This window comes from Oliverpabstia sp. (assembly GCF_022785585.1).
In the GTDB taxonomy this organism is placed as follows: domain Bacteria; phylum Bacillota; class Clostridia; order Lachnospirales; family Lachnospiraceae; genus Oliverpabstia; species Oliverpabstia intestinalis.
In genome coordinates this window covers 1-21693 of record NZ_JALFPR010000016.1, presented here as the reverse complement: position 1 = coordinate 21693, position 21693 = coordinate 1, and the positions used below count along the sequence as shown (strand labels likewise).

Below are 21693 nucleotides of genomic sequence, written 5' to 3'. Positions count from 1 at the left end.
TATTATGAGTATTCAACTGTTGAAAAAACTGCCAACACCGACGGAGATCAAAGCTGATTATCCGGTGACACAGAAAGTGGCACAGATCAAAGCGGAGAGAGATGAGATGATCCGAAAAGTATTTACCGGAGAGTCCGATAAGTTTCTGGTCATCATCGGACCTTGTTCCGCAGATAACGAAGAGGCAGTTTGTGAATATATCAACCGTCTGTCCAGGGTACAGGAAGAAGTGGCAGATAAGCTGATCCTGATCCCGAGAATCTATACAAACAAACCGAGAACAACCGGAGAGGGTTACAAAGGGATCCTTCATCAGCCGGATCCGGAGAAGAAACCGGATCTGCTGCATGGTCTGATCGCTATCCGTAAGATGCATATGCGTGCCATCGAGGAATCGGGTCTGACAGCAGCCGACGAAATGTTGTATCCGGAAACCTGGAGATATCTGGATGATATTCTTTCTTATGTTGCTATTGGAGCTCGCTCTGTGGAGAATCAGCAGCATCGTATGGTAGCAAGCGGTATGGATGTTCCAGTGGGTATGAAAAATCCAACCAGTGGGGATCTGTCTGTGATGCTGAATTCTGTTGTGGCAGCACAGATCAAACAGAACTTTATCTACAGAAACTGGGAGGCTGAGACGGACGGCAATCCGCTGGCTCATACAATTCTTCGCGGAGCAGTGAATAAACATGGCAATGCGATCCCGAACTATCATTATGAGGATCTGCAGTTCCTGCTGGAAAAATATAATGAGAGAGATCTGCAGAATCCGGCGACGATCGTGGATGCGAATCATTCGAATTCGAACAAGCAGTTTAAGGAGCAGATCCGTATTGTGAAAGAAGTGCTTCACAGCAGAAATGTTTCCGGGGATATTAAGAAGCTGGTGAAGGGCGTGATGATCGAGAGTTATCTGGTTGAGGGCAGCCAGAAGATCGGATGTGAGAATCACGTGTACGGAAAATCGATTACGGATCCTTGCCTGGGCTGGGAGGATTCGAGAGAGCTGCTGCATACGATTGCGGAGCTTTGTTAGGATAAAAAACAAAAAAATAAGAGTAGTTGGCTAAGGGGACGTGGCTGGCTTGCGATCCATGGGTGGACAACTTGGGCAGGGCAACTTTGAACGCCCAAAAAGTGTTGTCCACCCATGGATCACAAGCCAGCCACTGGTTTTGGCAAACGACGTTAAGTTTGGTTTATAAAGTGGTTTCGAGAATTTTGGACTCGGTGAATCCAAAATTGTTGTGATGCTTTTGAGATAAACGAAAAGTCGTTTGTGAATGGTGTGAAAAAGAAGGCACAGAGTAAATCTGAAAAGTTCGTGTGTTATAAAAAACTGTTTTATGATATGTAAGAGAAACATGGCTAGAGCGGGTCTGAAAAATCATTTCCGCAATCTGTAAGCTCCGCTTTGTGGTATATTTTACTCTCATTCGGTTGCCGTAGCCCGCTACGCCGCCCTCATTCGGATAAAATCTCCTACAAATTGGGACTCGCAGCTCACGATAAGCCTTTTTCAGACACGCTCTAGCATGGAGTTTTTTGGTTGAATAATTTCATCATCAGCAGGAATATTCCTCCGGTTATAAGAACGCTTCCGAACAGTGCAATATATCCACTCATTTTCATTTCAGACAGTATGCGGTAGAGAAACAGACCGCATCCACATCCAAGGATCATTCCACAACAGGGCAGGACGATCCATTCTACTGCCGGAAATCGAAATTTTACACTTTTATGTAAAAAGATCAGGTTTAATCCCGTAATGATAAGCTGGCTTAAAAGCAGTCCGAAGAGGTAGCCGCGGATTCCCATGTGGGGGATTGCGAAGGTCACGAAGAGGATTCGGATTCCAAGGCCGGCGAGGTTTTGGATCAGGCATTGGCCGGTGTGTCCCAGGCCGTTCAGGATTCCGGTCAGAGTGGCGGTGAGATAGAGGAAAGGACAGAGGAATGCCAGGATCTGTAAAAAGATGCCGGCGTCCGGGTTTCTGTAGAAGATCAGTGCCAGTTTTTTTCCGAAAAAGAAGAAGATTCCTCCTGATAGAAAGCCGAGCCACAGGCAGTATTGAATCGTTTGTTCGGTAGAGCGGATAATGGCATCTTCTTTTCCGGCTGCCTGCTGACCGGCGATGGTTGGGAGGAGCATCGTGGAGAGGGCGGAAGTAATCGCAGAAGGAAATAAAATAAAGGGTAATGCCATACCGGTCAGTGCACCGTACAGGCTGAGGGACTGCGTGTTTGAGAGTCCGGATGCTTCGAGTTTTCCGGGGATGAGGATAGCTTCGGTGCTCTGAAGAAGGTTGACGAGCATCCGGTTCAGAGTGAGTGGGGCAGATAATGTAAGAATTTCCCTAAGGCAGGAGCGGACGTGAAAGCCGGCAGTGCCTTTGTGGGCAGGTTTTTGGAATGCGAGACAGAGAACACAGAAGAAGCAGGCTGTCAGCTCCCCGAAAAGTATGCCGCCAACGGCGAGAATGGGTGTCGGGGTAAGATCTTGTTCCAGAAAAATCAGGTAAATAACATAAGAAGAACTCACCCGGGCAATTTGTTCCAGCAGTTGCGATACAGCCGGAACTGTGGTTTGACGGGCGGAAAAGTACCAGGCGTGGATACAGGTGTGTATGGAACAGAGGGGCAGACTGAAAGCAAGCAGCTGCAGAAGTTCACAGCATCGGATCTCATGTAAGATATGAAGGCTGATCCAGGGTGCGCGGGTGTACAGAAAAAAGGACACGATCAGTGAAAGTCCCACAGAAAGTCCGCTGCCACTCAGGAAAAATACCCATCCCTTTCTCGGATTTCCCTTGGATAAAGCGGCGGAGCAGCAGCGGGATAAGGCACTCTGAATGCCGGCGGTGACACCGGAGAGGCAGAAGGCATAGACCGGGAAAATCATCTGGTAGATTCCCAGACCCTGTGCACCAATGGTGCGGGATAGGAATATCCTATAAAAGAAGCCAATCAGGCGGCTCAAGATACCCGCACAGGTGAGGATGGCAGTACCGGTGAGGACAGGATGCTTCGCAGAAGAAAACATAACAAGCTCCGGGGCTTTTTTTAAAATATATGAGGCTGCCAGCCTTGACAGAACCGGGGAGTCGTGTTATATTGACAAAGGGTCATATCCCAGTAGATTACTAGGGAATCTGAAAGACCAAAGGAAACTTCCGGAAGGGAGGCAACATGAAATTATCAACGAAGGGCAGATACGGTCTCCGAGCGATGATCGATCTGGCTGTATATAGTGAAAAAGAACCGGTGTCTATACAGAGTATAGCGGATCGGCAGAACATCTCCGAGCGTTATCTTGAACAGCTGATGGCCAGTTTGAAAAAGGAAGGACTGGTGAAAAGCATCCGGGGAGCCAACGGAGGGTACCAGCTGGCAAGACCGGCAATCGGTATCTCGGTTGGAGATATTCTTCGTGCACTGGAAGGAGATCTGCGGGCAGTAACCTGTCCGGCAAACGGCGAAGAAGGAAACGGTGGCTGCGAAAATGCAGATCTGTGTGTGACGCGATATGTATGGCAGCGCATCAACGAAGGAATTACTCATGCAGTGGATACCATGTATCTCAACCAGTTGGTGGAAGAGAGTAAAAAACTGAAAGAAAAAGGACAGGTACAGCCTGCAGGCTGTCAGGGATAGGAGGCAAAATCATCATGAAGAAAATTATTTATCTGGATAATGCGGCAACCACAAAAGTTGCACCGGAAGTAGTAGAGGCGATGCTCCCGTATTTTACGGAGTACTATGGCAATCCGTCCAGCGTATATGAACTGGCAGGAATCAGCAAAAAAGCCGTAACAGAAGGAAGAGAAAAAGTAGCATCTGTCATCGGAGCAAATCCGAACGACATCTACTTTACCGCAGGTGGTTCCGAGTCTGATAACTGGGCACTGAAAGCTACTTATGAAGCATATAAATCAAAAGGAAACCACATCATCACCACAAAGATCGAGCATCATGCGATCCTGCATACCTGCGAATGGCTGGAAAAACAGGGCGCAAAGATCACTTACATCGATGTAGATGAAAATGGTGTTGTAGATCTGGATCAGTTGCAGAAGGCTATCACACCGGAGACCATCCTGATTTCTGTAATGGCAGCAAACAATGAAATCGGCACTCTGCAGCCAATCAAAGAGATCGGTGCTATTGCAAAAGAACATGGTATTTTATTCCATACAGATGCCGTACAGGCATTTGGTCAGATTCCGATCAATGTAGATGAGTGCAATATTGATATGTTAAGCTCCAGCGGACATAAGATCAACGGACCAAAAGGTATCGGATGTCTGTATATCCGCAAAGGACTGAAACTGCGTTCCTTTGTTCACGGTGGTGCTCAGGAGAGAAAAAGAAGAGCCGGAACAGAAAATGTACCGGGTATCGTAGGATACGGTGTGGCAGCAGAACGTGCACTTCGTACCATGGAAGAACGTACCGCAAAAGAAATCGAAGTAAGAGATTACATGATCAAAAAGATCCAGGAAGAGATCCCGTACTGCAAACTGAACGGACATCCAACACTGCGTCTGCCGAACAATGTAAACTTCAGTTTCCAGTTTATCGAGGGAGAATCTCTGCTGATCATGCTGGATATGGCAGGTATCTGTGCATCCAGTGGTTCCGCCTGTACTTCCGGATCTCTGGATCCTTCTCATGTACTGCTGGCCATTGGGCTGCCTCACGAGATCGCACATGGATCTCTGCGTCTGACGCTGAGTGAGGAAACCACAAAAGAAGATGCAGATTTTGTGGTTGAGCAGATCAAAGGTATCGTAGCGCGTCTGAGAAGCATGTCTCCGCTGTACGAAGACTTTATGAAAAAACAGAATAAATAATAAAAAAGATTAACATACGAATATACGGAGGAAATATAGATATGTATAGTGAAAAAGTAATGGATCATTTTCAGCATCCGAGAAATGTAGGGGAAATCGAAAACGCCAGCGGTGTAGGTACCGTAGGTAATGCAAAATGTGGAGATATCATGAGAATGTATCTGGATATCGATGACAACGGTATCATTCAGGATTGCAAATTCAAAACATTCGGTTGTGGTGCAGCTGTTGCAACCAGCAGTATGGCCACTGAACTGGTAAAAGGAAAAACTATTCAGGAAGCACTGGAAGTAACTAATAAAGCTGTTATGGAAGCACTGGACGGACTGCCGCCTGTAAAGGTACACTGTTCCCTGCTGGCTGAGGAAGCCATCCACGCAGCATTGTGGGATTATGCGGAGAAACATCACATCAAGATCGAAGGCTTAAGCAAACCGAAGTCCGATATCAGTGAAGGGGAGACCGAAGAGGAAGAATATTAATGAAAAAAAAGGTAGTTGTAGGGCTGTCCGGAGGAGTTGACTCCTCTGTGGCAGCCTGGCTGTTAAAAGAACAGGGTTACGATGTGATCGGAGTAACCATGCAGATTTGGCAGGACGAGCCGGAGCTGATCCAGGAAGAAAACGGGGGATGCTGCGGCCTTTCTGCCGTTGACGATGCCAGAAGAGTGGCGCAGATCCTTGATATTCCATATTATGTTATGAATTTCAAAAAAGAATTCAAGGCAAATGTCATGGACTATTTTGTGGATGAGTATCTGCACGGCCGCACACCGAATCCGTGTATCGCCTGCAACCGCTATGTAAAATGGGAGTCCCTGCTGCAAAGAAGTCTTGCCATCGGTGCGGACTATATTGCCACCGGACATTATGCAAGAATCGAGCAGCTGCCAAACGGCAGATATGCGATCCGCAATTCTGTGACTGCGGCAAAAGATCAGACCTATGCATTGTACAATCTGACACAGGAACAGTTAAAGCGGACACTGATGCCGGTAGGTGAGTACTCCAAAGACCAGATCCGTGTCATGGCAGAAAAGATCGGACTTCCGACCGCACACAAAAAAGATTCTCAGGAGATCTGCTTTGTGGATGATAACGATTATGCAGGATTTATCGACGGGTACGGTCAGGGAAAAGTGCCGGAAGGTAATTTTGTGGACAAAGACGGTAAAGTTCTCGGACGTCACAAAGGAATCACCCGTTATACGATCGGACAGAGAAAAGGACTGAATATCGCGCTTGGAAAACCGGTATTTGTACAGAAGATATGCCCGGAAACCAATGAAGTGGTTCTTGGAAGTAACGAAGATCTGTTTACGACCACTGTGCGGGCGAACCGCCTGAATTTTATGGCAGTGGAAGACATTCCGGAAGAGATCGGAGCTCTCGGAAAGATTCGTTATAATCACAGAGGGGATACCTGCAAAGTAAAACGAATCGGTGAAGATTTACTGGAATGCCACTTTGATACTCCGGTCAGGGCAGTGACACCGGGACAGGCACTGGTACTGTACCAGGGAGAGTATGTGCTGGGAGGGGGAACCATTGTATGACGAGCCGGAAAGAAACCATTCCATATGAAGGAAGAATAACTGCAGACTGTCATATCCACACGGAATTTTCGTCGGACAGCGAGACAAAAATCACAGATCAGGTAGAACGTGCCATCGCACTGGGACTGGATCATATCTGTTTTACAGATCATATGGATATGGATTATCCGGAGGGAGAATTCGAACTGGATACGGATGCCTATGTAAAACGGGTACTGGAGCTACAGGAAGAATACAAAGACCGGATCCGCATCTGCCTTGGTGTGGAACTGGGCATGCAGGAGCATCTGAAAGACCGCCAGCAGGCCTATATTGAAAAATATCCTTTTGATTTCGTCATTGGTTCCATGCATCTGATCCACGGAGAAGATCCTTATTTTGGAAAAATATATGAAGAAATGGGGGATGAAGAGGCGTATCGTGAATACTTCCGGGCAACTCTGGAAAACTTAAAAAGAGCACCGAAAATCCATACACTGGGACATCTGGACTATGCGGTGCGCTACGGGAAAGAGAAAGACAGATATTATTCCTATGAGAGATTTTCACAGGAAATCGATGCAATCCTGCAGTATCTGATCAGTCATCAGATTGCACTGGAAGTAAATACAGCAGGTCTTCGAATGCTTGGCTTTACCAATCCCCACCCGGATGTGATCCGCAGATACCGGGAAATGGGCGGAGAACTGATTACAGTCGGTTCCGACGGTCATGTGCCGGAGTATCTGGGCTATGGATTTGACCGACTTCCGGAATTACTGTCTGACTGTGGATTCGATTCTTATACAGTGTTCAGAAAGGGGAAACCGGAATTCAGAAAAGTTTTGGTGAAAATTTGAAAATATGCTTGAATTTTTCAGGCAAATTAGGTAGAATAATTACAGGTTGATGTTTCTTTAACAATCTTATAGAAACCTCACAAATTTTATTTACTTTTTAGGAGGAATGAAAATCATGGCAGTAAAAGTAGCAATTAATGGTTTTGGACGTATCGGTCGTCTGGCATTCAGACAGATGTTTGGAGCAGAGGGATTTGAAATCGTTGCAATCAACGACCTGACTTCCCCAAAAATGTTAGCACACTTACTGAAATATGATTCCACACAGGGAAAATATGCTCTGGCTGACACTGTAAAAGCTGGTGAAGATTCTATCACTGTTGATGGAAAAGAAATCAAAATCTACGCAAAAGCTAATGCAGCTGAACTTCCTTGGGGAGAAATCGGTGTAGATGTAGTTCTGGAGTGTACTGGATTCTATACATCCAAAGACAAAGCTCAGGCTCATATCGATGCTGGTGCTAAACATGTTATCATTTCCGCTCCGGCTGGAAACGATCTGAAAACAATCGTTTACAACGTAAACCATGAAACTCTGACAGCAGATGATCATATCATCTCTGCAGCTTCCTGTACAACAAACTGCCTGGCTCCTATGGCAAAAGCTCTGAATGACCTGGCACCGATCAAATCCGGTATCATGTGCACAATTCACGCTTACACAGGAGATCAGATGACTCTGGACGGACCGCAGAGAAAAGGCGATCTGAGAAGATCCCGTGCAGCTGCAGTTAACATCGTTCCAAACAGCACAGGTGCTGCAAAAGCTATCGGTCTGGTTATCCCGGAACTGAACGGCAAACTGATCGGTTCTGCACAGCGTGTTCCAACTCCTACAGGATCCACAACTATCCTGACAGCAGTTGTTGAAGGTAACGTAACAGTTGATCAGATCAACGCAGCTATGAAAGCAGCTTCTAACGAGTCCTTCGGATACAACGAAGACGAAATCGTATCCAGCGATATCGTTGGTATGAGATTCGGTTCTCTGTTTGATTCTACTCAGACAATGGTACTGCCACTGGAAAATGGTACAACAGAAGTACAGGTTGTTTCATGGTATGACAATGAGAATTCTTACACAAGCCAGATGGTAAGAACAATCAAACACTTCGGAAAACTGCTGAATGCATAATCCATAGGCTCATTGGGGGTCCGGTCTCTTTGGACCGGACTCCTTTTTTATACAGCTGCGGCTGTAATTGCACAGATGTGCGAATAATAAAAAGGAGGCATATGCCAATGCTTAATAAAAAATCTGTTGATAATATCAACGTAAAAGGCAAAAGAGTTCTGGTTCGTTGCGACTTCAACGTACCTCTGCAGGATGGAAAGATCACAGACGAGAACCGTCTGGTAGCAGCACTTCCTACTATCAAAAAACTGATTGCTGATGGTGGAAAAGTAATTCTGTGTTCTCATCTTGGCAAACCGAAGGGAGAGCCGAAACCAGAATTATCTCTGGCACCGGTTGCAGTAAGACTGAGCGAACTGCTGGGACAGGAAGTAAAATTTGCAGCTGATCCGGAAGTTGTCGGACCAAACGCAAAAGCAGCTGTAGAAGCTATGAAAGACGGCGAAGTAATCCTTCTGGAGAACACCCGTTATCGTGCAGAAGAAACCAAAAATGGAGACGAATTCTCCAAAGAACTGGCTTCCCTGTGTGATGTTTTCGTAAACGATGCATTCGGAACCGCTCACAGAGCTCACTGCTCTAACGTAGGTGTTACAAAATATGTAGATACTGCTGTTGTTGGATATCTGATGCAGAAAGAGATCGATTTCCTTGGTAATGCAGTAAACAACCCGGAAAGACCATTCGTTGCTATCCTGGGTGGAGCAAAAGTTTCCAGCAAGATTTCCGTAATCAACAACCTGCTGGATAAAGTAGATACTCTGATCATCGGCGGTGGTATGGCTTATACTTTCGCAAAAGCAGAAGGTGGTAACATCGGTGTATCCCTGTGTGAAGATGACTATCTGCAGTATGCTCTGGATATGAAGAAAAAAGCAGCAGAAAAAGGTGTAAAACTGCTTTTGCCTGTAGATAACAGAATCGGTGATGAATTCTCTAACGACTGCAACATGAAAGTTGTTCCATGTGGACAGATTCCGGATGGCTGGGAAGGTCTGGATATCGGACCGGAAACAGAAAAACTGTTTGCAGACGCTGTAAAAGATGCTAAGACTGTAGTATGGAACGGACCGATGGGATGCTTCGAAATGCCGAACTTCGCACACGGTACCGCAGCAGTAGCAAAAGCTCTGGCTGAGACAGACGCTACAACCATCATCGGTGGTGGTGATTCCGCAGCAGCTGTTAATATCCTGGGATTTGGTGACAAGATGACTCACATCTCTACCGGTGGTGGAGCTTCCCTGGAATTCCTGGAAGGAAAAGAACTGCCAGGTGTTGCAGCAGCAAACGATAAATAAGAATCAGATTCTGGAAAGGATACAAGAAAAGAGGAAACGTAACATGGCTAGAAAAAAAATTATTGCCGGTAACTGGAAAATGAACATGACTCCAAGTGAGGCTGTAAAACTGGTTGAAACTCTGAAACCACTGGTAAAGAATGACGAAGTAGACGTAGTATTCTGTGTACCTGCTATCGACATCGTTCCTGTAGTAGAAGCTGCAAAAGGAACTAACATCCAGGTTGGTGCTGAGAATATGTACTTCGAAGAAAAAGGTGCTTACACCGGAGAAATCTCCCCGAACATGCTGGTAGATGCAGGCGTAAAATACGTTGTTCTGGGACATTCCGAGAGAAGAGGATACTTCGGAGAAACAGATGAAGATATCAACAAAAAAATGCACAAAGCATTCGAACATGGACTGACACCTATCATGTGCTGTGGTGAGTCTCTGGAACAGAGAGAGCAGGGTGTAACCATGGACTTCATCCGTCAGCAGGTTAAGATTGGCTTCCAGGGTCTGACAGCAGATCAGGCAAAGAAAGCCGTTATCGCTTACGAACCAATCTGGGCAATCGGAACCGGAAAAACAGCTACTACTGAGCAGGCTCAGGAAGTATGCGGTAAGATTCGTGAGTGCATCGCTGAAGTATACGATGATGCTACAGCAGCAGAGATCCGTATCCAGTACGGTGGATCCGTAAACTCCAAAACAGCAGCAGACCTGTTTGCTCAGGCAGACATCGATGGCGGACTGGTTGGAGGCGCTTCCCTCAAAGAAGAATTCGGACAGATCGTAAACTACAAATAAATCCTTACATTTGTAAAAAGTAAATAAAGAAACGTGTCAAAACGCCACGAAACGCAAGAAGATCTGGTGGTATTCAGCAGATTCGATGCGCTTCGTGGCGTTTTATAATTTCATCATAATTACTTTTAAATGAAAAATACAAGATCATTTAAAAAGTGATAATTTTACAAAATATCAATATACTCTCCAGCGAGGGCTTTGTTCATGCTTCTGACAGCACAGAATTTGCCGCACATGCTGCAGGTATCGCTGTGGTCATCTTCCGGCATTCTGCTGGCGCGGATGGATTTGGCAGTTTCCGGATCTAAAGCACAGGCATACTGGGCATCCCAGTCGAGCACACGACGTGCATCTGCCATTTTATCATCTATATCACGGGCGCCGGGGATTCCTTTGGCAATATCAGCTGCATGAGCTGCGATTTTGGAGGCAATGATTCCTTGCTTGGTATCTTCTACATTTGGAAGAGCCAGATGTTCGGCTGGTGTTACATAACAAAGGAATGCAGCACCGTTCATGGCAGCAACGGCGCCACCGATGGCTGCGGTGATATGGTCATATCCGGGAGCAATATCGGTGACAAGTGGTCCGAGTACATAGAAAGGAGCTCCCATACAGATGCTCTGCTGGACTTTCATATTGGCAGCTACCTGATCCAGAGGAACATGTCCGGGACCTTCCACCATAACCTGTACATTGTGATCCCATGCACGTTTTGTCAGTTCTCCGAGACGAACCAGTTCTTCAATCTGGCATACATCGGTTGCATCTGCCAGACATCCCGGCCGGCAGGCATCACCTAAAGAAATGGTCACATCATATTCCTCGCAGATATCAAGAATTTCATCATAATACTCATAGAATGGATTTTCCTCACCGGTCATGCTCATCCAGGCAAAAACCAGACTTCCTCCACGGCTGACGATATTCATTTTTCGTTTGTGCTTTTTGATCTGCTCGATGGTTTTTCGTGTGATTCCGCAGTGGAGAGTGACAAAGTCCACACCGTCCTCCGCATGCATCCGGATCACATCTATAAAGTCTTTTGCGGTCAGAGTTGCAAGATCACGCTGATAATGAATGACGCTGTCATAGACAGGAACCGTACCGATCATAACCGGACATTCACTTGTCAGTTTACGGCGGAAAGGCTGGGTATTTCCATGGCTGGAAAGATCCATGATGGCTTCAGCACCGAGTTCCACAGCGCTCATTACTTTCTTCATTTCGATATCATAGTCTTTACAGTCACGGGAAACACCGAGATTGACATTGATTTTTGTGCGGAGCATACTTCCCACACCTTCCGCACTTAAACAGGTGTGATTTTTATTGGCGCAGATCGCTACTTTACCTTCGGCAACAAGTGTCATCAGTTTACTGACATCCATATGCTCCTTTTTGGCTACAAGGCTGATTTCGGGTGTAATGATTCCCTTGCGTGCCGCATCCATCTGAGTGGTGTAATTTCTCATGTTGTTTTGCCTCCATTCTTTTCACATACATAATAAAAAAGTATCTGTTTTTGACGTCAGCAAAACACAGACGTATCCATGCAGGACAAAAATCCATACGTCCGGACAATATATAGGAGCAGTTGCTGACGCCTGAATCAGAAAGCAGGTTCCGGGTTTCTGATGTTGAACAAAATCATAAGATTTTGTCTTTTTTACAGCGGTACAAGGTGGTGTCCCCGATGTATCGCTTTTGACAGACGGATATATTGCGAGAAGGAACAGTTCGGCGGCTTCTTGTGGAGGACTTTTTACTATGCAGTAAAAAGGACCCTTACCTGAGTAAGGATCCTGTGATCTGTATGACGAAAAAAGGAAACAGTGTGTATGTATACTTCTTTTGTCCGGTATATTTTTCCTACGTTGGCATTATCCAAATCAGGTTTTCGGGTCGAAACGGAATCACGTCTCCTCTCAGCCGGCTTTCACCAGCTCCCCGTCAGCAATATAAAGGTTGTCTTGGTGTTATTATGTATCAGAACAGGTGAAAATGCAAGAGAAAATTCAGAAACAGTAGTGTCTGGCAGGAAAATTCGGAGAAATTTCAGTGTGGCAGACACTTCGCACTTCACAAGTTCACTTTAGTGTGGTAAAATGGGCGAAAAGTGATGTTGCCCTCTGTGGCGGAAAAGGAGAAAAAGGATATGGCAGAAAGAGTCATTAAAGCAGCTTTGCTTGGTTTTGGCACCGTAGGTGGTGGTGTATATAAAGTGTTAAAAATGCAGCAGGAAGAGATGGTTTCAAAGCTGGGAGCCAGAGTGGAACTGAAGAAGATACTGGTTCGGAATATAGAGAAAGCGGCTCAGAAGACAGACGATCCGTCACTGCTTACGAATAACTGGAAAGAGATTGTAGACGATCCGGAGATTGAGATTGTAATCGAGCTGATCGGAGGCATCGAACCGGCGAGAACTTATATTCTGGAAGCGCTGGAGGCAGGAAAGAATGTCGTGACGGCAAATAAGGATCTGATCGCAGCGGACGGTCACATTCTGTTAGATACCGCTGCAAAGAACAAAAAAGATTTTCTCCATGAAGCAGCAGTGGCCGGCGGAATCCCGATCATCCGCCCGATCAAACAGTGTCTGGCAGGCAATCATATTTCCGAAGTTATGGGTATCGTGAACGGTACGACTAACTTTATCCTGACCAAGATGAGCCAGAACGGTATGGAGTTTGCCGATGCTCTGAAACTGGCGCAGGATCTCGGCTATGCGGAAAGTGATCCGACAGCGGACGTGGAAGGTCTGGATGCAGGAAGAAAAGTGGCGATTCTTGCCAGTGCAGCTTTCAATTCCAGAGTGACTTTTGATGATGTATATACCGAAGGAATCACCAAAATCACGGCAACGGATATCGAATATGCCAACGAGATGGGATGCGTGATCAAACTTCTTGGCGTGGCTAGAAACACACCGGAAGGAATCGAGGCGAGAGTCCATCCGATGCTGATCGATGTGAATCATCCGCTGGCATCGGTTAATGACGCCTACAATGCCGTATTTGTACAGGGAGATGCGGTGCAGGACGCGATGTTCTACGGCCGTGGCGCAGGAGAACTGCCTACAGCGAGTGCGGTAGTCGGTGATGTCTTTGATATTGTAAGAAATATTCTGCATGACTGCTGTGGAAGAATCGGATGTACCTGTTATAAGAACCTTCCGATCAAACATATGAACGAGATCAGCAGCAAATTCTTCATCCGTATGTTCGTGGAAGACCGTCCGGGTGTCCTGGCAAATATCGCCAGCGTGTTCGGCAACAGTGGTGTGAGTCTGGCACAGGTTATCCAGAGAAGAAAGAAAGACCAGTATGCAGAGATCGTTGTGATCACAGATGAAGTGAAAGAAAAGAATCTGAAAGATGCACTGGCAGTGGCAAAAGGAATGTCTACCGTGAAAGAAATTTCCGGTATGATCCGTGTGGCATAAATAACTTGCAAGTCCTCTCATATAAAGTTATAATGTAACTATTCGTTCAATAGTGACGAAAATGTTACAAAAACAGGAAGAAATATCAGGCAAAATGCCGATAAATACTGACTGAAGACTTTATATGGGAGGATTTTTTGCATGGAACAGTCAAGAGCCTGGGTGCAGGCGTTAAGAGAAAATATCGGAAAGGTTCTGGTCGGGAAAGAGGAGACTATTGATCTGGTACTGACCACACTGGCAGCGGGAGGACACGTACTTCTGGAAGATGTACCGGGAACCGGAAAGACGATGCTGGCGAAGTCATTATCCAGATCACTGGATGTTGATTTCGGACGTATTCAGTTTACACCGGATCTTCTGCCATCGGATATCACTGGACTGAACTATTATAATCAGCAGGCAGGTGAATTTCAGTTTCGCCCGGGTCCTGTATTTGCCAATATTATTCTGGCAGATGAGATCAACCGCGCGACTCCGAGAACTCAGGCAAGTCTTCTGGAATGTATGGAGGAACGCCAGGTGACGGTAGACGGGGTGACAAGAAAACTGGCAGAACCTTTCTTTGTTATTGCAACCCAGAACCCGTTGGAAACGACAGGAACTTTCCCCCTTCCGGAAGCACAGCTGGATCGTTTCTTTATGAAACTGTCGATGGGACTGCCGGATAAGAAAGAAGAAGTGGGAATTTTAAAGCGTTTTATACTGGATCAGCCGTATGAAACATTACAGGCAGTATGTAAAAAAGAACAGATTCTGGCAGCGCGGGAGCAGGTAAAGAAGGTTCATGTACATGAACTTCTGCTGGAGTATATGGCAGATCTGGTACAGGCGACAAGAAAAGACAAAGAGATTCTGTCCGGTGTGAGTCCACGTGGAACGATGGCGCTTCTTCGGGCATCTCAGGCGTATGCATGGATCCGGGGAAGAGACTATGTGGTGCCGGAGGATATCAAAACAGTAGCCGGTCCTGTCATGGCACATCGTCTGGTATTGTCAAGAGGATTTGGCGGGGCAGTTACCGGTCAGACAAAGATTGAGGAGATTCTGGGACAGGTGAGCGTGCCGACAGAAGAATGGGAGAGATAGCAGATGATCATTATAGTAGTACTGATCGGTGCATTTGTGATGAATGCTGTGCTGGTGAAAATCTACGGGCATCTGTGGGAAAAACATCTGGATGCACGTGTGGAATTTCAGAAAGAACCTTCTCTGGAAGGGCGGGATGCCATACTGACGGAAACCATCTATAACAGAAAATGGCTGTTTCTTCCTGTGCTGCAGGTGGGATTTCAGATGCACCGGAATCTTCGGTTTGCCGACGGAGAAAATACAAGTGTCTCGGATCAATGTTATAAAAGAGATATCTTTTCGGTAGGCAGTTATCAGAAAATTACCAGGACGATTTCATTCTACTGTTCCAGGCGTGGATATTATGAACTGTCTCAGGTGGAACTGGTGACAAGAAGTCCGCTGATGAATGGAAAATTCTATAAAACACTGGAATCGCCGGATCATTTCTATGTATATCCGCGGATGGTGGATGAGACCAGGCTGGAGATCCCCTTTCAGAAAATAATGGGAAGTGTGCTGTCCCGGAAGAATCTGTATGAAGATCCTTTTGAATTTCGGGGAATCCGGGAATATCAGCCGACAGATCCGATGCATAAGATTAACTGGAAAGTATCTGCACGGACGGATCAGTGGATGGTCAATCTCTATGATTCCACATCTGCACAGGAAGTGGTGGTTTTGCTGGATGTAGAAGACGAGACCATCTGGAAATTTGATGCGATCCACGAAGAGGGGATCCGGCTGGCAGCAGCCCTGGTTTCCCGTCTGTTGCAGAATGGAATTCCTGCGGGGATCCGTACCAATGGACGAGATCTGAAGACAAAAACATGTTTCAGCCTGGAACCGGGTACCGGACCACAGCAGGTGCGTGCGTTGTATGAAGGACTGACACGGCTGGATCTGGATCAGAAAGCAGAACACATGGAAGTGATCCTGGATCGTCTACGGGAAGAGGCGAACAGGGGAAACCGGACCTATGTGATGATTTCCAAAAATCAGAGAGAGAGCTGTTATGACGGATTCTGCAGGCTTCTGAACGAAGGAGGAACCGGTGTATGGATCGCTACCTTATATGAGGATATGGAATGGAAACTTCCGGACAGCCGAAATATGACAGCACTTCGATGGGAGGTGGCAAAATGAAGCAGTTGAAGATAACCAAACGACAGGCGGCACTGATGCTTCTGGAGCTGTGTCATGGATTTTTGATCTTATTTGCCATCTATGCGTGTGCAGTGGTAATATCCGGGCATGGAAGCGAACCGTTTGTACTGGTGGGATGTCTGCTGTTTCCGCTAAATGCAGGCCTGTTTCTGGCAGAGAAGAAAGCAACTCATTTCTGGCAGTTCGGAATCGTTACGTTGCTTCTGATCGGAGGGTCTGTGATGCTTGCAGGAAGTGGTGTTTGCGGAATCTGGACAGGAATTCTGGGAGTTATTGCGGCATTTTCCTATTTTTATGGGAGGGCATCAAAGAAAACCTGTTGGTTGAAGATTCCGTCGTATCCATGGCTTGGAATTGCTCTGGTTCTGTATTTTCTTGGTCAGCATTTTGTGTCGGATACGGCGATTCGGATTGCTCCGGTTCTTGCGGCATTATATTATCTGCTCTGTAATTTCCATATCAACCTGAAAGAGGTGGATTCTTTTTTAAAAACACATGCATCTCTGGAAAGACTTCCGGTACGGCGGCTGGCTAAGATCAACCAGGGGATGATATGGCTGGTTTCCGCAGTTACGGCGGTGGCCATGATCGCAGCTCCTTATCTGGGTATTGATCAGCTGATACGGAAGGGTGGTCAGGCGTTAAAAACTGTGATACGCTGGCTGCTACATCTGATTCCGAATTCACCGGCGCAAGAGGGAACGATGGCAGCAGAGCAGACGAATCAGATGATGCAGGCGACTGCCAGCAGAGAGATTCCGTGGTTTTTGGAACTGTTGTACAAATTGCTGGATCTGATCGGCTGGATGATCGGTATCAGTCTGGTGCTTGTGTGCGTTTTTGTTGGAGTGCGGGCGCTGTATCGATTGTATCTGCGTTTTAATGAAAAGACCGAGGAAAACGGAGACAAGATCGAACGATTACTGCCACCACCGGCAGCTGAAAAAAAGAAAAATCTGAACCGGAAAAAGAAAGAACATCTTTTCTGGAATCGATCTGCAGATGGAAGGATCCGAAAGCACTATCGGAAAAAAGTTCTCGAAAAACTGAAAGGATCCCCGGACAGTGCCTGGACACCAACCCAGACTGCAGGTCACATGGAGCTAGAGGATGCCGATGCGAAAGTATTTGCACAGATTTATGAGAAAGCGCGATATGCAGAAACATCCTGCACAAAAGAAGAGATGGAGAAGATGCTTCGGATACGATAAAACTCTTGTGGAGCAGAAAAAGCTGAAAGTACTGTAAACTTTCAGCTTTTTCTTTTTATGGCTTACTTTCTTTGTACTTCTGTGGTACAATCGTGTGTGCATATCCATTATGGGATGTAAAGATAAAATGGAGGGATACTCAAGTATGAGCAAGAAAAAAGGAGAAGGCCTGAAATCATTTAACAAAGGGTTTAGCGTTCCGGACACTTACATTATTATTTTCTTTGTGGTTGTCCTTGCTGCGATCGTTACGTTCTTTGTTCCGAAGGGCTACTACGAAACACAGGATGTTACGTACATGATGAACGGGGTGGAGAAGACCCGTACGGTAATTAAAGATGGAAGTTTCCAGTATCTGACAGACGATGCGGGAAAAGCAGTCACAGAAGGGGTTACCTTATTCAGTGGTGACGGCGAAAGTGGTTTCTTTAATTACATGTTTAATGGAATTGTCAGCGATTCTGCGATTCAGATCATTGCATTTTTGCTGGTAGTAGGTGGTGCGTTTGGTATCATGATCCGGACAGGAGCCATCGAAGCGGGACTGGTCGGACTGATCCGCAAGGCAAAAGGGGCAGAAAAATTGCTGATTCCGGTTCTTTTTGTACTGTTTTCTCTAGGCGGGGCTGTTTTTGGAATGGGAGAGGAAGCACTTCCGTTTACCATGATTTTGTGTCCACTGTTTGTTGCGGTTGGATATGATACGGTCATTGCAGTTCTGGTTACTTATGTGGCAACACAGATTGGTTTTGGTGCTTCCTGGATGAACCCGTTTTCTGTGGGTATCGCACAGGGAATTGCCGGTATTGATGTGTTTTCCGGTGCGGGATTCCGTATGGCGATGTGGGTTGTATTTACTGCACTCGGCTGTGGAATGACCATGTTCTATGCAGCGAAAGTGAAAAAAACACCGACGATCTCGGTTGCTTATAAGACAGATCAGTATTTCCGTGAGCAGAACGAGAAAACAGGTATCGATGATGGTCATTCTTTCGGGATCGGACACATTCTGGTTCTGCTTACACTGGCTGTTACCGTTGTATGGGTAGTCTGGGGTGTTATGAAAAAAGGGTATTATATGCCTGAGATTGCGACACAGTTCTTTATCATGGGTATCGTTGCAGGTGTGATCGGTGTGATGTTCCATCTGAACGATATGAAGATGAATGATATTGCAACTTCTTTTAAAAATGGTGCAAAAGATTTGATCGGAGCGGCTCTGGTTGTAGCCATGGCGCAGGGAATCATGCAGGTACTCGGCGGTTCCGATCCGACAACTCCAACCGTGATCAATACGATCATGTATGGAATCTCCAAAGCACTGGCAGGACTTTCCGGTGCGGCAGCAGCTGTGCTGATGTATCTGTTTCAGTCCGTATTTAATTTCTTTGTGGTATCCGGATCCGGTCAGGCAGCAGTCACGATGCCAATCATGGCTCCGCTGGCAGATCTGTTGGGAGTTACCCGTCAGACTTCGGTACTTGCTTTCCAGCTGGGAGATGCATTTACCAATCTGATCGTTCCGACTTCCGGATGTCTGATCGGTTCTCTGGCTATTGCCAGAATCGAGTGGTCCAGCTGGATCAAGTTCATGTGGAAATACCTGGGTGTGTTGATGATCGGTGCTGTGATCACGATTTTGATTGCGGTTGGAATCGGATTCTGATGATGGTATTGTTCACGGAAACAGATTGAAGGAAAAGGGAATCTATTGTAAAATAAAGCGTGTAGATGGAAAATTATTTTCCACTACACGCTTTTTGTTCTTTTTGTTGAAAGGAAGCGTTTAATATTTATGTTGCAGGAAGGATTACAGACGTATGAAATTAATTAAAAATATCAATGTATATGCACCGGAACATCTTGGAAACAAGGATGTGCTGATCATCGGAGATAAAATTGCAAAGATAGAAGAGGCAGGATGCATGCCGGAGATACCGTATCTCACAGCAGAAGATATTATTGACGGCAGTGGAAAGATTCTGACACCGGGTTTTATTGACTGCCATGTGCATATTCTTGGCGGTGGCGGAGAGGGCGGTTTTGCCAACCGCACACCGGAAGCGACGGTGGAAGGGCTTACAAAGTTCGGTGTCACCACAGTGGTCGGATGTCTTGGAACGGACGGTATCGGAAGAGATATGTGCGCACTGGTGGCAAAAACAAAAGGGTTATGTGAACAGGGAATGTCAGCTTACTGTTATACCGGAAGCTATCAGATTCCGGTGCACACACTGACGGACAGCATCACAAAAGATATCATGATGATTCAGGAAATCATCGGAACCGGAGAAATCGCCATTTCCGATCATCGTTCTTCCCAGCCGACGTTTGAAGAATTCGTTCGTGTGGTGGCGGATACGAGACTGGGCGGTGTTCTTTCAGGAAAAGCAGGTGTTGTCAATGTGCATCTCGGGGACAGTCCGAGATGCATGGATCTGATCGAGCGCGTGGTGGCAGAGACCGAGATACCGGCCTCTCAGATTCTTCCGACTCATATCAACCGGAACGAGAAACTGTTCTGTAAGGCCACTGAGTATGCAAAGAATGGTGGAAATGTTGATTTTACCGGCAACGAAGATATCGATTACTGGGAAACTATCTGTGATGAAGTCAGAGTATGCAACGGGATCCGGCGGATGATGGAAGCAGGGGTGGATCCGAAACATATCACTATTTCTTCCGATGGTCAGGGAAGCCTGCCGATGTATACGGCCGGAGGAGAATTCCTTGGAATGGGCGTCGGACAGTCCAGTTGTCTCCTGAAAGAGGTCAAAGAGTGTGTATGCAAAGCAGATATTCCTCTGGAGATTGCCATCTCCACCATCACGGCCAATCCGGCGCGGATTCTGCAGTTGAAAGATAAGGGAAAGATTGAGGAAGGGTGCGATGCGGATCTTTGTATCCTGAATCAGGAACTGGATCTCGTGGAAGTGATAATAAGAGGAAAATGCAGAGAAAGCATCTGCTGACAGGAACTCCCCACTTGCGGGAAGTTTCATAAAGTGCTATAGTGTGAAAAGCAAAAAATAAAGGAGTTTAGAGAAAATGAGAACAGCAGATTTTTATTATGATCTTCCCCAGGAACTGATTGCGCAGGATCCGTTGGAAGACCGTTCTTCCTCCAGACTGATGCACCTGGACAAAGAGACAGGGGAACTAGAGCATACAGATTTTAAACATATTCTGAATTATCTGAAACCGGGCGATTGTCTGGTGGTAAATGATACGAAAGTAATCCCGGCCAGACTGTACGGACATAAAAAAGAGACCGGAGCTGTGATCGAGATTCTTCTGCTGAAACGCAGAGAGAATGATATCTGGGAATGCCTGGTAAAACCGGGAAAGAAAGCCCGCCCGGGAGCCGTGATCGATTTCGGAGAAGGATTACTGACCGGGGAGATCATCGATGTGGTAGATGAGGGAAACCGTCTGATCCAGTTCCATTATGAAGGAATCTTTGAGGAGATTCTGGATCAGCTGGGGGAGATGCCGCTGCCGCCGTATATCACACATAAGTTACAGGATAAGAACCGTTATCAGACCGTATATGCAAAACACGAAGGATCTGCGGCCGCACCCACTGCCGGATTACATTTTACACCGGAACTTCTGGAGCAGGTAAAAGAGATGGGTGTGAACATCGCGCATGTCACCCTTCATGTAGGTCTTGGAACTTTCCGTCCTGTTAAAGTGGATGATGTAGAGAAACATCATATGCATTCTGAATTCTATATTGTAGAGGAAGATCAGGCAAAATTGATCAATGCCACAAAGAAAAATGGTGGCAGAGTGATCGCGGTGGGAACTACCAGCTGTCGTACACTGGAATCCGCAACAGGAGAGGATGGAATCGTAAAAGCAACAAGCGGCTGGACCGAGATATTCATCTATCCTGGATACAGGTTCAAATGTATCGATGCCCTGATCACAAATTTCCATCTGCCGGAGTCCACGTTACTGATGCTGGTATCTGCGCTGGCAGGGAAAGAAAAAATCATGCATGCATATGAAGTGGCAGTACAGGAACGGTACAGGTTTTTTAGTTTTGGGGATGCCATGTTTATCAGCTGACGTTTTCTTTTCCTGTTGATGATGGGAAGCAGTGATTTTGATTCCGCGGCCAAGTGAATGATACAGTTATTTCAGACACGATCTAGAGAGTGTCTGAAAAATCATTTCCGCAATCTGCAAGCCCCACTTTGCGGTATATTTTACCCTCATTCGGTTGCCGTAGCCCGCTACGCCGCCCTCATTCGGATAAAATCTCCCACAAACTGGGACTCGCAGCTCACGAAAAGCCTTTTTCAAACACGCTCTA

The 21693-nt window shown here is 46.3% G+C and carries 21 protein-coding genes, 1 pseudogene and 1 riboswitch; of the genes and pseudogenes, 18 read left to right on the top strand and 4 right to left on the bottom strand.

Translation table 11 applies throughout. The features are described from left to right. Positions 1 to 4 precede the first annotated feature (4 nt). Positions 5 to 1039: a 3-deoxy-7-phosphoheptulonate synthase gene (locus MSA64_RS00700; RefSeq protein ID WP_022170798.1), complete on the top strand. Its 1035-nt coding sequence runs from the start codon at positions 5 to 7 to the stop codon at positions 1037 to 1039. 163 nt (positions 1040 to 1202) lie between these two features. Here MSA64_RS00700 and MSA64_RS11880 read toward each other — a convergent pair whose 3' ends face one another. Next, on the bottom strand, positions 1203 to 1493 hold the full coding sequence (locus MSA64_RS11880; RefSeq protein ID WP_334302737.1) for a DUF6783 domain-containing protein: 291 nt from the start codon (positions 1491 to 1493) through the stop codon (positions 1203 to 1205). Here MSA64_RS11880 and MSA64_RS11875 point away from each other — a divergent pair. Further along, positions 1470 to 1556, top strand: coding sequence for a DUF6783 domain-containing protein (locus MSA64_RS11875; protein WP_328597466.1), 87 nt, complete (start codon positions 1470 to 1472; stop codon positions 1554 to 1556). The genes MSA64_RS11880 and MSA64_RS11875 overlap by 24 nt on opposite strands. Here the strand turns inward: MSA64_RS11875 and MSA64_RS00695 are convergent. Next, positions 1534 to 3045, bottom strand: a complete 1512-nt coding sequence (locus MSA64_RS00695; protein WP_154432536.1) for a putative polysaccharide biosynthesis protein — start codon at positions 3043 to 3045, stop codon at positions 1534 to 1536. The genes MSA64_RS11875 and MSA64_RS00695 overlap by 23 nt on opposite strands. A gap of 146 nt (positions 3046 to 3191) precedes the next feature. Here MSA64_RS00695 and MSA64_RS00690 point away from each other — a divergent pair, with 146 nt between their 5' ends. From MSA64_RS00690 to tpiA, 8 genes are all read left to right on the top strand, one after another. Further along, complete coding sequence (locus tag MSA64_RS00690; protein WP_022170800.1) at positions 3192 to 3656, top strand: RrF2 family transcriptional regulator; 465 nt, start codon at positions 3192 to 3194, stop codon at positions 3654 to 3656. 14 nt (positions 3657 to 3670) lie between these two features. Continuing rightward, positions 3671 to 4855, top strand: a complete 1185-nt coding sequence (nifS, locus tag MSA64_RS00685; RefSeq protein WP_154432537.1) for a cysteine desulfurase NifS — start codon at positions 3671 to 3673, stop codon at positions 4853 to 4855. A 41-nt stretch (positions 4856 to 4896) separates the two neighbouring features. Then, positions 4897 to 5337, top strand: coding sequence for a Fe-S cluster assembly scaffold protein NifU (gene nifU / locus MSA64_RS00680; RefSeq protein WP_022170802.1), 441 nt, complete (start codon positions 4897 to 4899; stop codon positions 5335 to 5337). After that, entirely contained in the window at positions 5337 to 6410 is a 1074-nt protein-coding gene (gene mnmA / locus MSA64_RS00675; RefSeq protein WP_022170803.1) for a tRNA 2-thiouridine(34) synthase MnmA, read from the top strand. The genes nifU and mnmA overlap by 1 nt, the downstream gene beginning before the upstream one ends. Next, entirely contained in the window at positions 6407 to 7249 is an 843-nt protein-coding gene (locus MSA64_RS00670) for a histidinol-phosphatase HisJ family protein (RefSeq protein WP_118617086.1), read from the top strand. Before mnmA ends, MSA64_RS00670 begins: the two co-directional genes overlap by 4 nt. Before the next feature lie 115 nt (positions 7250 to 7364). After that, positions 7365 to 8384, top strand: coding sequence for a type I glyceraldehyde-3-phosphate dehydrogenase (gene gap / locus MSA64_RS00665; protein WP_022170805.1), 1020 nt, complete (start codon positions 7365 to 7367; stop codon positions 8382 to 8384). A gap of 107 nt (positions 8385 to 8491) precedes the next feature. Continuing rightward, positions 8492 to 9685, top strand: a complete 1194-nt coding sequence (locus tag MSA64_RS00660) for a phosphoglycerate kinase (protein WP_154432539.1) — start codon at positions 8492 to 8494, stop codon at positions 9683 to 9685. A 43-nt stretch (positions 9686 to 9728) separates the two neighbouring features. Next, positions 9729 to 10478 (top strand): triose-phosphate isomerase, encoded by a 750-nt coding sequence (tpiA, locus tag MSA64_RS00655; protein ID WP_106492644.1) that lies wholly within the window; start codon positions 9729 to 9731, stop codon positions 10476 to 10478. Positions 10479 to 10642: 164 nt separating this feature from the next. On the opposite strand, the gene thiC is transcribed toward tpiA, so the two are convergent. After that, entirely contained in the window at positions 10643 to 11953 is a 1311-nt protein-coding gene (thiC, locus tag MSA64_RS00650; protein WP_118567505.1) for a phosphomethylpyrimidine synthase ThiC, read from the bottom strand. A gap of 377 nt (positions 11954 to 12330) precedes the next feature. Continuing rightward, positions 12331 to 12441, bottom strand: a riboswitch (TPP riboswitch). Between the two features lie 195 nt (positions 12442 to 12636). On the opposite strand from thiC, the gene MSA64_RS00645 reads away from it, so the two are divergent. The 7 genes from MSA64_RS00645 (at position 12637) to queA (ending at position 21446) form a co-directional block, all read left to right on the top strand. Beyond that, a complete protein-coding gene (locus MSA64_RS00645) occupies positions 12637 to 13923 on the top strand; it encodes a homoserine dehydrogenase (protein ID WP_154432540.1) in 1287 nt (428 codons plus the stop codon). Between the two features lie 141 nt (positions 13924 to 14064). Continuing rightward, positions 14065 to 15012 (top strand): AAA family ATPase, encoded by a 948-nt coding sequence (locus MSA64_RS00640; RefSeq protein ID WP_154432541.1) that lies wholly within the window; start codon positions 14065 to 14067, stop codon positions 15010 to 15012. A gap of 3 nt (positions 15013 to 15015) precedes the next feature. After that, a complete protein-coding gene (locus MSA64_RS00635; RefSeq protein WP_287890126.1) occupies positions 15016 to 16140 on the top strand; it encodes a DUF58 domain-containing protein in 1125 nt (374 codons plus the stop codon). Continuing rightward, on the top strand, positions 16137 to 17372 hold the full coding sequence (locus tag MSA64_RS00630; protein ID WP_287890124.1) for a hypothetical protein: 1236 nt from the start codon (positions 16137 to 16139) through the stop codon (positions 17370 to 17372). The genes MSA64_RS00635 and MSA64_RS00630 overlap by 4 nt, the downstream gene beginning before the upstream one ends. A 145-nt stretch (positions 17373 to 17517) precedes the next feature. After that, positions 17518 to 19038, top strand: a complete 1521-nt coding sequence (yfcC, locus tag MSA64_RS00625) for a putative basic amino acid antiporter YfcC (RefSeq protein WP_106492639.1) — start codon at positions 17518 to 17520, stop codon at positions 19036 to 19038. A gap of 154 nt (positions 19039 to 19192) precedes the next feature. Next, complete coding sequence (gene iadA / locus MSA64_RS00620) at positions 19193 to 20344, top strand: beta-aspartyl-peptidase (RefSeq protein WP_277663586.1); 1152 nt, start codon at positions 19193 to 19195, stop codon at positions 20342 to 20344. A 76-nt stretch (positions 20345 to 20420) separates the two neighbouring features. Further along, entirely contained in the window at positions 20421 to 21446 is a 1026-nt protein-coding gene (gene queA, locus MSA64_RS00615) for a tRNA preQ1(34) S-adenosylmethionine ribosyltransferase-isomerase QueA (protein WP_277663585.1), read from the top strand. A gap of 66 nt (positions 21447 to 21512) precedes the next feature. Here queA and MSA64_RS11870 read toward each other — a convergent pair. Next, positions 21513 to 21623, bottom strand: a pseudogene (locus tag MSA64_RS11870) (DUF6783 domain-containing protein); the annotation flags it as partial. Between MSA64_RS11870 and MSA64_RS11865 the strand changes: the two are divergent. Further along, positions 21582 to 21693 (top strand): DUF6783 domain-containing protein (locus MSA64_RS11865; RefSeq protein WP_334302736.1); only part of this gene is annotated, 112 nt, incomplete at its 3' end. The pseudogene MSA64_RS11870 and the gene MSA64_RS11865 sit on opposite strands and share 42 nt — an antisense overlap.